8 protein-coding genes are annotated in these 15,522 nt (G+C 44.5%); all 8 read right to left on the reverse strand.

Features of this window, described 5'->3' with window-relative positions; all coding sequences use genetic code 11:
* Positions 1-23 precede the first annotated feature (23 nt).
* On the reverse strand, positions 24-1,529 hold the full coding sequence (gene cls, locus IE070_RS06685; protein ID WP_189481721.1) for a cardiolipin synthase: 1,506 nt from the start codon (positions 1,527-1,529) through the stop codon (positions 24-26).
* 76 nt (positions 1,530-1,605) lie between these two features.
* Complete coding sequence (locus IE070_RS06690; protein ID WP_189481723.1) at positions 1,606-2,121, reverse strand: cell division protein ZapC domain-containing protein; 516 nt, start codon at positions 2,119-2,121, stop codon at positions 1,606-1,608.
* Positions 2,122-2,223: 102 nt separating this feature from the next.
* Entirely contained in the window at positions 2,224-3,234 is a 1,011-nt protein-coding gene (gene pyrD, locus IE070_RS06695) for a quinone-dependent dihydroorotate dehydrogenase (RefSeq protein WP_189481725.1), read from the reverse strand.
* 100 nt (positions 3,235-3,334) lie between these two features.
* The gene (locus IE070_RS06700) at positions 3,335-8,161 is read right to left on the reverse strand and encodes an NAD-glutamate dehydrogenase (protein ID WP_189481727.1); all 4,827 of its coding nucleotides are present in this window, start codon (positions 8,159-8,161) and stop codon (positions 3,335-3,337) included.
* Positions 8,162-8,426: 265 nt separating this feature from the next.
* Positions 8,427-10,748: an efflux RND transporter permease subunit gene (locus IE070_RS06705; protein ID WP_189481729.1), complete on the reverse strand. Its 2,322-nt coding sequence runs from the start codon at positions 10,746-10,748 to the stop codon at positions 8,427-8,429.
* 1 nt (position 10,749) lies between these two features.
* On the reverse strand, positions 10,750-11,742 hold the full coding sequence (locus IE070_RS06710) for a WD40/YVTN/BNR-like repeat-containing protein (protein WP_229796959.1): 993 nt from the start codon (positions 11,740-11,742) through the stop codon (positions 10,750-10,752).
* Positions 11,743-11,903: 161 nt separating this feature from the next.
* A complete protein-coding gene (locus IE070_RS06715; protein WP_229796966.1) occupies positions 11,904-13,268 on the reverse strand; it encodes a DUF1329 domain-containing protein in 1,365 nt (454 codons plus the stop codon).
* Between the two features lie 13 nt (positions 13,269-13,281).
* Positions 13,282-15,357, reverse strand: a complete 2,076-nt coding sequence (locus tag IE070_RS06720) for a DUF1302 domain-containing protein (RefSeq protein ID WP_189481735.1) — start codon at positions 15,355-15,357, stop codon at positions 13,282-13,284.
* Positions 15,358-15,522: the final 165 nt, after the last annotated feature.

Consider the following 15,522-nt stretch of genomic DNA (forward strand, 5'->3'; position numbering starts at 1 on the left):
TTAAAAAAGCAATACTGAATGCGTTATAGCACTGGGGCCATTAAATGCGCAGCGCGCGAAACAGCACGCTGCCACCAATATCGGGTCTGCGTTTCCGTTAAACTCATCTGGCGAGAATGTGCAAAGTCTATCAAAAATTGTTGTTCAACCTGCTGATTAAAATGTGTATCTAAAATAAGTGCTGTAATTTCAAAATTTAGTCTAAAAGAACGATTATCTAAATTTACCGTGCCAACCGCGCTTAACTGCTCATCAACCAAAAAGCTTTTAGCATGTAAAAACCCCTCTTGATAACGATAAATACTTACACCAGCATCGAGCAAAGGCCAGATAAACGCATAAGCTGCTTGAGTAACCAGTATATTGTCTGTTTGCTCAGGTATTAATATCCGCACATCAACACCGCGCAACGCGGCAAGCTTTAGCGCTGCTATCGTACCTTCATCCGGCACAAAATAAGGGCTGGCGATCCAGATGCGATGTTTGGCACTGTGTAAGGCATGCTGAATCAATAAACTCGCCGTTTCAAATCGATCAGCCGGTCCTGAGGGTAGGATTAACACGGGTAAATTCCCCTGATCGGCAGCAACCGCTTGCCAATTTAGGCTCGGAATTGCCTCAGCACTCCAATACCAATCCTCAACAAAGGATAATTGCATAGCCAGTACCGCTGGCCCCGTTATTTTTAAATGCGTATCGCGCCAAGCCCCAAAGCGAGGACTCTGACCTAAATATTCATCGCCGACATTAAAGCCACCCAACCAGCCATGCTGGCCATCCGTAACCACAATTTTGCGATGATTACGGAAATTCAATTGAAAACGGTTACCAGGGCCTTTGGTCGAGTGAAAAGGCCGCACATTTACCCCTGCTTGACTGAGCTCAGCGGTATATCGATGCGGCAAACGATAACTCCCAATTTCATCATATAAAAAAAATACCGTTACGCCCTCACGGGCCTTAGCGATAAGCCGTTGTTGTAATTCGCGGCCAACATGATCATCTCGTACAATATAAAACTGCACTAAAACATACTCTTTCGCCGCGGCAATACCCGCAAAAATACTATCAAAGGTGGCGGTGCCATCAATCAATAATTCTGCATGGTTTCCTTGTAAAAACGGCATTTTCGCCAAGCGTTCTATTGCCTGTAAACTGCCGCGATCACGCTCGCTTTGCAAAATAAAATTTTCGACACCCGACGCTTTTAATTGGTGCTTAGTAAACAAATCATGATCCGTTTCCTGACGAGAAATGATATACCCTTGAAAGCGACTTCGACCAAAAATCCAATACGCCGGTACAGCAACATACGGAAAGGTATTTAACGAAATGATCCAAGCAATACTGCCTTGTGCCGTTCGTGATGACATTAACGCATCAAGCGAAGAGAGCAAACCAGACAGATGAAATACGGCTAATAACAATAAGATCGCGCGGCGCTTTTTGCTGGGATTAACTGCCCAACCCGCAAAATTCACCGGTGCTTTTGAAAAGGCTTCTACTAATAATGATTTTATTCGAAACATTTAGGGTATTAGCCGACAAGGACAGCTTGTGTAACAAGGACGAAGTATGAGGTATACCACTACCTCATACCACGTATTAAGCACTTTGAGCCAAATTGATATCTTGCTCGACTAACTGGGCACGATTACGTAATACCCGAATGATGGTACGGCGTGTTAATGTTTTTCCGGCTAAGGATTCACCTGACGCCAAAAGGAGACATTCTATACATTCAAGATCCGATGCCACAACCACGGCAAGCAAGTTGTCTTTACCTTGTAAGTGCACTAACTGATAGGCACCAATGTCTTGCATACGTTGCGTCACAAAATACCAGCTTTTATGTGCCGTTAATTGCCTAAAACGGTTTGCTAGCGCATGTAAACAACAATCAAAACGTTCGTTTTCATCAAGGACGACAGTTTGCAACACATCATGTAAACGCCAAAACGTTTCTGCTTCAGCAATAGAAAATGCTTTGCTGCTCACCTTTTCATTCAGTACGGCACCTGTCAGTTCGGTTACAAACTGGGTGTCATTATCTAAATTAAGCAGTAAACGATCTTTACTGGGGCAATACTGCCAAGTCCATAGCTCCGACGGCGTCAACATCTTGCGTCCTTTACTCCAGAAGTTACTAATTACAAAGTAGGTAATAAGTACTATAGCATGCCGATCAAATTTATAAAGATGATTTACTGCAAAATCTTTGACTTACAAGCTATTTACTATAGTTTTTATTAATTGAGGTCCATGATAAATAAAACCGGTATACAGCTGAACTAAGTCGGCACCTGCCGCCAATTTATCTTGCGCTGCCTGCTCACTATTAATGCCGCCAACCCCAATAATGGGGAACGTTGCCCCCACAGCTTGGCGTAATTGCGTGATGATTTGGGTACTTTTTTGCTGCACCGGCACACCGCTTAATCCACCCGCTTCTTCTGCGTAGCGTTGCCCCATCACGTGCGAACGATCTAACGTGGTATTGGTTGCAATAGCCCCATCCATTTTGCTGCGTAGCAAGGTATCAGCAACCTGCTCTACTGCAATCTGATCCATGTCTGGCGCGATTTTCACAAAAATTGGAACATATTTGTGATGCTGCGCTTCTAAATCTAATTGTTCATTTTTCACCGCTTGCAATAAATCAAGCAATGCTGCCCCAAACTGCAAATCGCGTAAGCCTGGCGTATTAGGCGAAGAAATATTTACGGTAATATAATTGGCGTACGCATACACTTTGCGCATGCAATGAATGTAATCATCTTTACCTTGTTCATTGGGTGTATCTTTATTTTTTCCGATATTAATACCCAACACGCCCTGATAACGGCTTTTCTGCACATTATTAACTAGATAATCAACGCCTTTGTTGTTAAAACCCATCCGATTAATAATGGCTTCACCTTGTGGCAATCTAAACATTCGCGGTTTATCATTGCCAGCCTGAGGACGCGGTGTCACCGTACCAACTTCCAGAAAACCAAACCCCATCTGTGCAAAAGCATCAATACAGTCGGCATTTTTATCCAATCCTGCCGCCAACCCCACGGGGTTTGGAAATTGAATACCCGCAATGATCTTGGGCTTTTGTACTAGTGTTTGGCGCCATAATAAAGCCGCTGGAGTATGTGCCAAACGCTTTAAACTTCCCAATGCAAAATCATGCGAACGCTCTGCATCTAAATTAAATAACACACTTTTTGCTAAAGAATAAAACATGGCAGATCCTAAAAGAAAAATACCCCAGAACCATTAACGGTTAACTGGGGTATTGTAATAAGTTTATGTTAAAAACAACAGTATCAAACTGATCAGGTTATCAAACAGATTGGCTCAACAACATCAGTTCACGCATCGCTACAGAGAACTTTGCAAACTCATGGCTTTGTGTCGTTTTAAACTCAGCCAACATTAAGCGCCAGCGTTCTACCAAGCTTGTGTGCTGCTCTAGCCAGTTATTGATAATGTCATCTGCAATACAAACATTACCACAGCTTTTCACTACAACGGCGGTTAACCCACGTTGTTGCCAATCAAGCTCTTCACGGTAAGATGCCCGAGCTAACGCCTGCCAATGATTTGCTACCGGTTGACGTGTAATTTGCTCTAAGAACCAGTGCAATTCCAGCTTATCACCTAACTTAAAGTAAATTTCAGCGACCATCGATAACGGGGTATGTTGCAAATCAGCGACTTGCGCAATATCCATTACAGAGAACACCGTGCTTAATTGACTCAAGTACTGGGCGACGTTTTCCGGAATACCTTGCTCAATCAAGGTGTTGCTCTTTTCAGACAGCTCTTGCATTTCCCGTTCAGCAACATACTTGTGCAAATCACGGACAATTTCGGTGTACGCCGGTTTAAAGAAGGCAACTGACTTTTCGATATTCAGCGTCTTATCACGGTGACGAACAAACCAGCGTGTTGCACGGCGGATCGTGCGGCGTAACTGGAACAATACTCGACTTTGTAATGCCGCAGGAATTTTATTGTCTAATTGCTCTAATTGTTTCCAATATGTCGCAACATCAAATAATTCTCGCACCATGGCATAACAAATGGCCACTTCAGCCGCACTGGCGCCAGTTTCCTCAAACATGCGCTGTACAAAGTTTGGCCCCATTTCGTTAACCAGCATATTAGCTAATTTGGTGGCAATAATTTCTGCCTTTAGCGGATGCTGGCTAATTTCATTGGCAAACTTCGTCTGCAATACCGCAGGGAATGCACTGTGTAATAACTGTTGGAAATAGGTATTATCAGAAACCTCTGGTGTTACCAAACGCTCTTTTAATACCATTTTGCCATAGGCAGTTAAAATGGCTAATTCTGGACGGGTTAAGCCCATATTTTTCGCCATACGATCCGCTAATTCATCATCAGAGGGTAAAAACTCTAACTCACGATTCAATTTGCCGTCTTTTTCTAGCGCATGAATAAAACGGGTATATTCTTTAATCTGCTCAGAGCCCAATAACGACGACAAACTGATGCTTTGTGTTTGGCGATAACAATCTTTGATAACAATGTCAGCCACATCATCCGTCATATCATTCAGCAGTTTATTACGCTGCTTAATGGTTAAATCACCGCCATTAACTAAGGCATTCAATAAAATTTTGATGTTAACTTCGTTATCCGAACAAGTTACCCCGCCCACGTTGTCAACAAAATCGGTATTTAAACGCCCGCCGTTAGCCGCATATTCAATCCGACCGCGTTGCGTAGCACCTAAGTTACCGCCTTCACCAAAAATTTTTGCTCTTAGCTCACGGCCATTCACCCGCAACGCCTCTGAACCGCGATCACCCACTTCCGCATGTGTTTCGTTAGTGGCTTTAACATAGGTTCCAATACCACCGTTCCACAACAAATCGACCGGCATCATAATGCACTCGCGGATCAACTCATTCGGTGTCATCGACGCTTTTGTGGTGCCCAGCATGTCTTTCATCTGTGGGCTCAATTTAATTGACTTCGCACTGCGCGCGAATATACCGCCCCCTTCTGAGATCAGCGATTTATCATAATCATCCCAGGTTGAGGTGGGTAAATTAAACAAACGCTCACGCTCTTTGAAACTGCTCGCCGCATCTGGGTTAGGATCAATAAAAATATGCATATGGTTAAAGGCGGCTTGTAGCCGAATATGCTTAGACAACAACATGCCATTACCAAACACATCACCTGCCATATCACCGATGCCCACACAGGTAAAATCACTGGTTTGACAATCGATCCCAACTTCGCGGAAATGGCGTTTAACCGATTCCCAGCCACCACGGGCAGTGATGCCCATTTTCTTATGATCGTAGCCATTGGAGCCACCTGAGGCAAAAGCATCGCCTAACCAGAAGTGATACTCTTCAGAAATGCCATTGGAAATGTCCGAGAACGTAGCAGTCCCTTTATCCGCTGCAACCACCAAATACGGATCATCTTCATCTAAGCGCACTACATCGGTAGGTGGCACGATGGCCCCTTGCACGATATTGTCGGTAATGTCTAACAAGCCACGAATGAAGGTGCGATAACAGGCTTTACCTTCATTGATAAAGGCGTCACGACCACCGGTTTCTGGTAACTTCTTACAAACAAAACCGCCCTTCGCACCCGAGGGAACAATCACGGTATTTTTAACTTGCTGTGCTTTTACTAACCCGAGGACTTCCGTGCGGAAATCTTCACGACGATCAGACCAACGTAAACCGCCTCGTGCCACTTTACCAAACCGTAAATGCACCCCTTCTACCCGCGGTGAGTACACAAAAATCTCAAACATCGGCATCGGCAGCGGCATTTCTGGAATTAAGTCTGGCTTAATTTTAAAAGAGATGTACGGCTTATCTGCTCCATCGGCGGCTTTTTGATAATAGTTAGTACGCAACGTGGCATTAATCATATCCACAAAACGCCGGATGATCCGATCATCATCCAAGTTAGCCACATTTTCTAACTGTGCAGCAATTTGCTCTTCCAGTTTTTCAATGCTCTTGGCGGTAGCACGTGACTTAGGTGCAAATTTCATCGTAAACAATTGCACCAACAACCCAGCTAACGCCGCATAGCGGGCAAAGGTATTTTCAACATAGCTTTGGCTAAATGTACTGCCAATTTGACGTTTGTACTTGGCATAAGCGCGTAAAATTGACGCTTCGCGACCACTTAAACCCGCCCCTAGAATAAGACGGTTAAATCCATCATCCTCTAATTGACCTAACCACACCTTCGTCAGTGAATCTTGGAAACTCTGCGCGGCACTCACAAAATCTGTTGGTACCTCGCCGGTTAATTCCATGGCAAAGTTTAAAATCCAACTTACTGCGCCATCAGGACATTTTACGGCGTAAGGCGTTTCACCAATAACGCGTAAACCAAAATTCTCCAACATGGGTAATACGTCAGATAAATGAATGGGGTGATCTTTGTGGAATAAATTTAACCGTACGGCTTTGCTGTCTTTACCTTCTTCTTGCGGCCGGTAAAACAACATTTCTAACTTATGCTCTTCGTTAAGCGATTCCAACTTACCGATATCTACTAACGCATCATTAGGCAACATTTCTTCTTTGTATGCGCGTGGAAACGCATTAATGTATTTACGACTTAACTCACGGCCGCGTGCTTCGCCATAAATGCCCACTAAGGCGCTTTCAAGTTTATCTTCCCACGTGCGGGCAGCTTCAACCAGATTTCGTTCAATATCTTTCACGTTATACTCAACTTGGCTATCGTTGATTCGTACCAAGTAATGCGTACGGGCCAACACAGATTCTGAAAAATACGTCGTAAACTCTACAGGTTCGGTAGAACCTAACGACTGCGCAAGCAGTGCTTGAGTATCTTTACGTAATTGCGTGTTGTAACGTTCGCGTGGCACATACACCATGGCGGTAACAAAACGGCCAAACGTATCTTCGCGAATAAACAAGCGGGTCATATCACGCTCTTGCATCTGCAACACGCCCAAGCTGACATCTAATAACTCATCGACATTCGCTTGTATTAATTCATCACGTGGATACGTTTCTAAAATATTAAGTAAAGCTTTATAGGCATGTGTCCCCACCGCAAATTCAGAGCGAGCCATTACCTGTTGCAATTTGCTTTTTAACAACGGGATATCTGCCGCACTGTTGTTGTACAAGCTTGCAGAATACAAACCAATAAAACGATCTTCGCCAACGACTTTGCCGTTTTTATCAAAACGTTTGATACCAATATAATCAATATACGCGGGGCGATGCACCCGCGATTTATTGTTGGTTTTGGTTAAAATCAAAAGTGATGAGCTGAGTGCTTGCAAACGACCACGCTCTGGTAATTCAGATAACATTAAATCACGCGGTTCAGAGCGGCGCATTAACCCTAGCGCACTGTCTTTTTGACCAACGATCTGATAATCACCTTTCACCGGATTAATGTCGTAACTGCGATAACCTAGTAACGTAAAATTATCTTTCGCTAACCATTTTAAAAAGTCAGTTACCTCTGCAATGTCTTCTTTGCTGGCTTTACCTGCGTTTTTCGCTAGGTTGGTGATAACATCTTGCAGTTTTTGTCTGGCGGGTTGCCAATCTTGCACGGCCAACGACACATCTTCCATCACTGAATGCAGCTCTGCTTTTAACGCGTCAATGGCGGCCGTATCGGTCATCCGATCAATCTCGATATGAAAGACAGTTTGCTGAGTCGTCGCGTCGGTTAACCGCCCTAACTTAGCAAACTCAACAATGGCACCTTTCGTATCACGCGTTGTTTGCAATGGGTAATGCAGTAGCAAATGCGCGGTAATCGTATGACGGCTTAATGCCATACGCACTGAGTCCACCAAAAAAGGCATATCTTGCACCACGATCTCAACAATCGTGTGCTTTGATTCCCAGCCATGGCGGGCAATTTCCGGGTTAAACACACGTATACGGGCAGCGGGCTCGGCATGTTGATTAAACGTTTGCCATAAGCTCAACGCAGCACCATACAGATCGCTATCATTGCGCCCGACTAAATCTTCATTCGACATATTGCCATAAAGGGTATGGGCAAACTTCTCAACCAAGGGAATTTGTTCTTTGACTTTTTGCTTGATGAGCTTGCTGACATTTTGTAGTAAAACTGAGGGTAGACCATCTATCTTTGTCATTATTGCATCCTTTTATCAATCACTGCGAAAACACAGGATCCACAAATTTTAGGGGATGTTGCAGCTGCGCAGTGTAGTAACTATTGTAGCGCTTTTGAAGCGATATTTCTGGCTTTTATACTGGTTAAACCAGTGCATTTATATTTGATTTGGCTGAATATTCAGGTCCGGTAAATAGAAAATGGCCCGAAGGCCATTTTCATGTCAATTCAATGCATAACTATGAGGAAAAAAATCTTAGCGATTTTTAGCCTATCACCGTGCATTATTTTTGTTTCGTGCGCCAAAACAGACTTGCCAAAGCAGGTAAAACCACGATGGCACCTAACATGTTCACAATAAACATAAAGGTCAGCAATATGCCCATATCCACTTGGAACTTCAGTGCCGAGAACACCCAGGTACTTACACCAATAGCCAAGGTTATACCCGTGAACAGAACGGCACTACCACGCTCTTTTAACGCCTCAAAGTAAGCTTGGCGTACAGGCATGCCATCACGTAATTGCTGGCTCATCGTTGATAAAATATAAATACCATAATCAACACCAATGCCTACACCCAGCGCGATAACCGGTAACGTAGATACCGTTAAACCAATTTCAAGTTTGGTCATTAACGCCGTAGCCAGCACCGATACCACATACAAAGGGATAACAACGGCGGCGGTGGCCCGAACTGAACGGAAGCTAAGTAAACACAAGGCAATAACCGCCGCGTAAACGTACCACATCATCGGTTGTTGCGCCGCGCTAACCGCCTCATTCGTTGCGGCCATTACGCCAGCAGGCCCAGTGGCTAAAGCAAAGCGCGTTTGCTCATCGCCTAATTCTGCACCGTATTTCTTCACGGCAGCTACCACACGCTCTATGGTTTCCGCTTTGTGATCCTCTAAAAACAACATGACCGGTAACACTGAGCAATCGGCATTTAGTAAGCCCGTGCTGGTTTCAACACGTGAAGACGCTTGTACCAAACTTTGTGTATTTCTAGGTAACACACGCCATTTCGGATTGCCTTCATTGTAAGCGGCATTAATGACCTTCGATACCGAAGATAATGACACCGCCGATTGGACACCCGCGATATTTTCCATTTGCCATTGGAATTGATCAATCCGATCCATAATGTCATGGCTGGTACAGGCATTAGGAATACTCTCCACCATAACGTTGATGTAGTCTACCGAGATAGCAAAGCGATCTGTAATTAAGAAGGTATCCTGATTGTAACGCGAGTCTTCATGTAACGCCGGAGCACCGGGATGCAAATCGCCAATTTTTAATTGCTGACTCTGTAAGTAGCCGTAACCAAACAACGCAGCAGTAGCAATCAAAATAACCGCCGCATACCGTGGTGTTGCAAAAGCCGATAATGCAAACCATATTTTATCCGCTTTTACGCTAGGCTGTGCTACCCGTTGTTTATACTTATCACTAAACTTCACATATGACATCAGCACAGGCAATAAAATAAGGTTGGTTAAAATAATGACCGCTACACCCAAACTGGCCGTAATAGCCAATTCACGGATCACACCAATCTCAATAATTAATAACGTTAAAAAGCCCACTGTATCGGATAACAATGCCACACCACCGGGCACCAGCAATTTGCGGAAACTGGTTTGCGCCGCCGTTTTAGCGTCCATTCCTGCAGCGACGCGTTTGCCCGTGGAGTTAATCATTTGTACACCATGACTCACACCAATCGCAAACACTAAAAACGGCACTAAAATAGACATTGGATCGATACCAAAACCCAATACCGTGAGTAAGCCCATTTGCCAGATCACGGCAATCAGCGAGCAAGCAATCGGCAAAAAGGTTAGCATCATGGAGCCAGAAAACAAAAACACCATAATGGTGGTGATAACAATAGCGATACCAAAAAACAGCACGACGCCTTTGGCACCCTCAGCAACATCGCCCACCATTTTGGCAAAGCCAATAATATGTACACTTAAATCTTCTGTTTGGTATTTGGCGCGAATATCACTTTCCAGCGTAGCAGCAAACGCAATGGTATCGATGGGCAAATTCGTTTCGGGGTTAAGCTCTAGCAGCGATGCCGTAATCATGGCGCAGCTGTAATCGTCAGACACCATGCGCCCGATCACACCCGCTTTTTCGGCGTTTTCCTTCACTCGCGCTAAACCTTGGGCATCGGCAGTAAAATCAGCCGGAATCACTGGGCCGCCGGCAAAACCATCTTCTACCACCTCAATAAAACGGGTACTGGGGCTAAATAACGATTTTACTAAAACCCGTTCAACCCCGGGGGTATAAATCACATCATCATGCGCTTTGCGAAAACTATCAAAAAATGACGCATTAAAAATATCGCCATTGGCATCACACATGGCGATCAAAATATTATTAGCACCACCAAAGTCGGCTTCATGCTTTAAGTACGTTTGCATATACTCATGCTTAAGCGGAATATTTTTACTAAAGGCCGCATCTAATTTTATATCTGTCGCGCGCCATAACAACACTAAGGTTGCTACCAAAAAAATAACTAATACAGCCAGCCGATGACGGAACAAGCTATACTCAATTTTATTTACCAGCCAATTAATGCTCATATTATTCAGACTTACCTATCGGTGTTAATTTAATGCCTGTTTCCGTTACCAAAATAAGGTTTTTGGCTAAAGGCAAACCATTGAGAATAGCGCGACCATCAGGTTGCGACAAATCAGTAAAGCGCTGCCCATTATCTTGGCTTTGTAATAACGCGCCGGCATTACCGGTTAAATAAATATGCCCGGCATCGTCTTCAAAAATACTATGCAAGGTGGCTGACACGGGCAGTTCAATCTCTTGCCAGCTGTCGCCATCATCAGAGCTTCTAAAGACATTACCGCGTAAACCAGCAACCAGTAACGAACCCGTTGCTGTGCGATGAATATCGAACAAAGAGCCGTTATAAAATTCCTCTAAGCGACGCCAGTTTTGCCCGGCATCATCACTGACCGCCACAAAACCTGCCTCTCCTACCATAAGAATTTGCTCGCCTTGAACCGTAACCCGGTTAAAGTGCGGTAAAACCGATTCACGTTCTAGTAAGTAGCCCTCTGGATCGGTTTCGGCTAATTCGGCTAGAAAGTCTTGATCATCTGCCGACACCAACGATAAGTGAAAGGTGGCCTGCCAGTTTTTACCACCATCTTCAGTGGTATAAAACATCCCATAAGCACCTACTGCCATACCTTGTTGACGGTTGAAGAAATAAATATCCATCAAAGGCTTATCGGTTTCAGGTAAAAACTGCTGTAGCTGCCACGTTACGCCCCCATCCTGCGTATGCAAAATGGTGGCATCATGACCTACCGCCCAACCATAGTCAGCATCAATAAAATACACCGACGTAAGCAAAGCTTGCACCGGCACCACAGACTGTTGCCACCGTTGTCCATCTGCACTTAGCATAATAAGGCCACGATCCCCAACGGCAGCATAGCCTCTTTCCCCTACAGTAACCACATCAGTAAAAAGGGCTTTGGTTGCCAACGGCGCCATCACAGCAGCTTTGGGCTCAACATTTGCCATGTCAACATCAAAATCTTCTGCTAACAAAGCCGAACTTTGCAGCAAAAAAAGCGCAGAAAAACAGGAGAGATAAAGTTTGTTATACATGTGCAAGCAACACTCTGTTAAAAATTAAGGTCAATAACTAGCAGCATAAAAAAGTCTAAAAAAAAGGCTGGCCAAGCGCCAGCCTTTATTCAGGCTAGAAATTACCGAGTCCCTTCACGGCGTAAAGACGCTGGCGTGAAATCGTTATCCGATAACGTAACGGAGAAATCATACATCTTATCTTCGTTATCTAAACCAATTGCAATATACCGACGCGAATTTAAGTCATGATACACTTCTAACGTACTCCAATGCGTGGGAACTTCGTAGTAGTTCAGACCATGCGCAACCGCCACACGGTATAAATCGCCGCGGTTATCGTATAAGTCAGCAACATGGATCTGCCAGCTGTCTTCATCGATAAAGAATACGCGTTTACCGTATACATGGCGTGTGCCATCTTTCAATGTAGCTTCAACTACCCAAACCCGGTGCTTTTCATAACGCACATGTTCAGGATTAATGTGACCCGGCATCAAAATATCAGCATACTTTAAGCTATTGCTGTGTAACTTATAATCGTTGTAAGCAATATACATCTCTTGCTTACCTTTAAGCTCCCAATTGTAACGATCTGGCGAGCCGTTAAACATATCGAAATCATCGGTGGTACGCAAACCATCAGATGCGGTACCGGGTGCATCATACGCCACATTAGGTGCACGACGAACTCGGCGCTGACCCGTATTATAGGTCCATGCTTGACGCGGCGTAGCGACTTGATCCATGGTTTCATGTACCAGCAATGCCGTACCGGCCAAACGTGCCGGTGACGTTACACTTTGTTTAAAGCGGAATAAAATGTTTTCAGCTTCCAGCGCAGTGGCTGTCGCATCGGGATGCGAGTACTTAAACATGATTTGTTCTTCAAAACCAATAATGGTGTAAGCCCCTTGCGCAGTTGGCGCTGCTTGACCACCATTACGGCTGGCCGCGACACCACGGTAACGCACCGTATGGTTCCAAATAGCCTCTAAGCCATTAGCAGGAATAGGGAATGGAATACCAATGGCCGCATTACGTAAACCATTGCCGCCTTCAACTAGTTCTGCTTGCGAAGCAATTTGCTTAGTCGCATCGTAAAAATATTGTGGAAACGATGCACTGCGACGTGTGGGATAGATGTTCATTTTGAACGTTTCAGGATACAAATCAAATAAAGCAATTTGGCCTGGACTTAAAAACTGCCGATATTGATCTACGTTAGCCTTGGTAATCGTGAACAGTACCTTATCATCCGCAAACGGGTTTGGATGGTGATCACCAGGCTTGTAACCGGCAGGAGCGGCTTTGATACCACCGGTCCACTCAGGAATGGTGCCAGCGGCATTACCTGCCCGCTCAGCGCCAATTGGCGTTAAGTCTTGACCTAAACGCGCAACCTGATCGGCTGGTAACTTAGCTAACGTTTGACAACTGAACACCAGCGCTACAGCTGATGCTAACAGGGTGAGTTTTTTCATAATTCGTGCTCGTCCCTTAAATAGAGTATTTAATGTTGAATGAAATAAAGTCGCGATCTTCGGTATTGTTAGTAGTGCCTTCACCACCCCAGAACCAGTTGTAACTAAGTTCACCAGACCACTTGTTTAGGTAATCGAATGACACCGCATACGCCGCAGATTTACGATCTTTAACAAACATAAACAGCGGATCAGGCGTAATACCATTCACGTCATGTGAGAAAACAATACGTTGCGATAAGTTAACACCGGCAAACACGTTATTGTAATCAGCTTTGGCTAAAATCCGGTAGCCCCAAGCAGACGCCGTTGGGAACGGGTTTGTTTCTGCACCATTAGACAAACCGGTGTGTAAGCCTTGTGACGGACCGTTTGATCCAACTAAAGGCGCACCACTACGATCGGTATTTGGACCATTTAAACGTAAAACGTCTTGCGCAGGCATGTTATTGATTCTTACCCCACCCACTTCACCTAACATGGTGAAGTTATCAGCACCTAACACAGGGCCAAATAAATGGGTTACGGTCATTTGCGCTTGTGCCGTATTCCGTAAAATATAGCCTTGGGCATAATTACCAGGTGTTGCTTTGGTTCCAATAAACCGACCCAATTGCGAAATACCGGCTAAGTCAGGGCGGATACCTGCTATGGCTAACTGCTCAGGCATACCGGCGTATAAAATTTCAACGTCATCAATTTGTAGCGGCTCGTCTTGGCGGAAAGAGAACTCACCGGCAACTGAGGTAGTGCCTAAATTGGTATTAAAGCTAGCGCCGTACAATTTAATGTCTTCAGGGTATTCTAATAACCCCTTAGAAAACGCCCGTAAGTTTTGCACGTTTTCTTTGGTTAAATTACCGGCGTTTTGAACTAAATAACCAATATCAGCTTGAACTGCTGGCGAGCGAAAATCCGACGCAACACCCGAGATCACCGGTACACGACTATGATAATTCATGTAGTACACAGCAAATTCAGTATCACCAAGGCTTGGCGCAAAGTATTCAAACTTAATACCATACTGACCACCATCATCAGGCTTTAGTTCACCCGCGTCACCAAAGGGACGAAGCGCCACTTTAGTTGGATACGCCAGATAAATTTGCGCCGCTTGTGCTGGCGTCACTTGACCCGCGCCTACCGCTGCACCTAAATTATTCAAATTTTGCAGTAAAAACGCTAAATCGATATCGGGGTTACCCGAAAAACCAAGCTGGATGTTTTGAGCATAACCACCACGGCCGGCAAAGTCATTGGTAGAGAAATAGGTGCCTGGTGGGGGTAAGTAACTTTCTTGCCATGAATATTGATAAAACAATTCCGTAGACAAGTTTTCAGTTAACCCAACCGACAACGTAAGCATACCCGTAGGAATAAAGGCTTCTTTAAGATCTGCACCTGGTGCACGTAAAATACCGACATCTACTGGCGTAATATTAATACCATGCGGAATAAAGGTACTTTCACCCCAACTTAATACCTGATTACCTAAGCGCACAGTGACCGGGTTGTTACCATCATTAAACGCAAAATTACCGTAGATGTAAGCGTCTAATAAGCGTAAATCTTTACACGCAAGTTCGCTAGAGCGCTTATCTTCGCAAGGATCAACGGCATTTCCACTCAGTGGGTTACTGTACGGGAATTTGCCATCACTTAACGCGCTATCATAAAAATACACAAACCGACCAAAGAAACCGATATTGTCTTTTTTAATAGACACTTCATGTAGCCCTTTAAACAAGCTACTGAACATATCACCACGATCGAAGTTCAGGTTACCGGCATCACCGTTACTGGAGTAAGCACCAGGTTGTGCCCAAATATCAGCAGAGGGGTAAATTAAATTAGTCGCAGCGTTATAGCCTGCCCAGTTGAAACGCGGATGGTTTACTTTAGCAATAGTATCCCAATTGCGTTCTTCAGTTCGCCAACTGGCGCCATAAGAAAACGTAGAGTCGAACACGACTTCTACATCGCCAAAATTAAATGTTGCAGCGTGAGCAGGTGCATAAGCCAGCGCCAGCAATGCGGCAGTTACACCGGCAGCTAACGGGCTTATCGCAAAGCGGTTTGGCCTTTTATTCATGTTGTTGTCTCCCCCCCTGTCCAACAGGTAGTTGTCTGTTCTTTTAGTTATCGATCCGGCCGCCAACCAACGACGTACCAGATTCTTGCATTAAAATAATTACATCATTTGTCAGTGTTAGCAAGGCTTGCTTTAGCGTAAATCTGTTGATTTTTATTCATTTTT

The sequence above is a fragment of the Alishewanella tabrizica genome (assembly GCF_014652375.1).
Taxonomy (GTDB): domain Bacteria; phylum Pseudomonadota; class Gammaproteobacteria; order Enterobacterales; family Alteromonadaceae; genus Alishewanella; species Alishewanella tabrizica.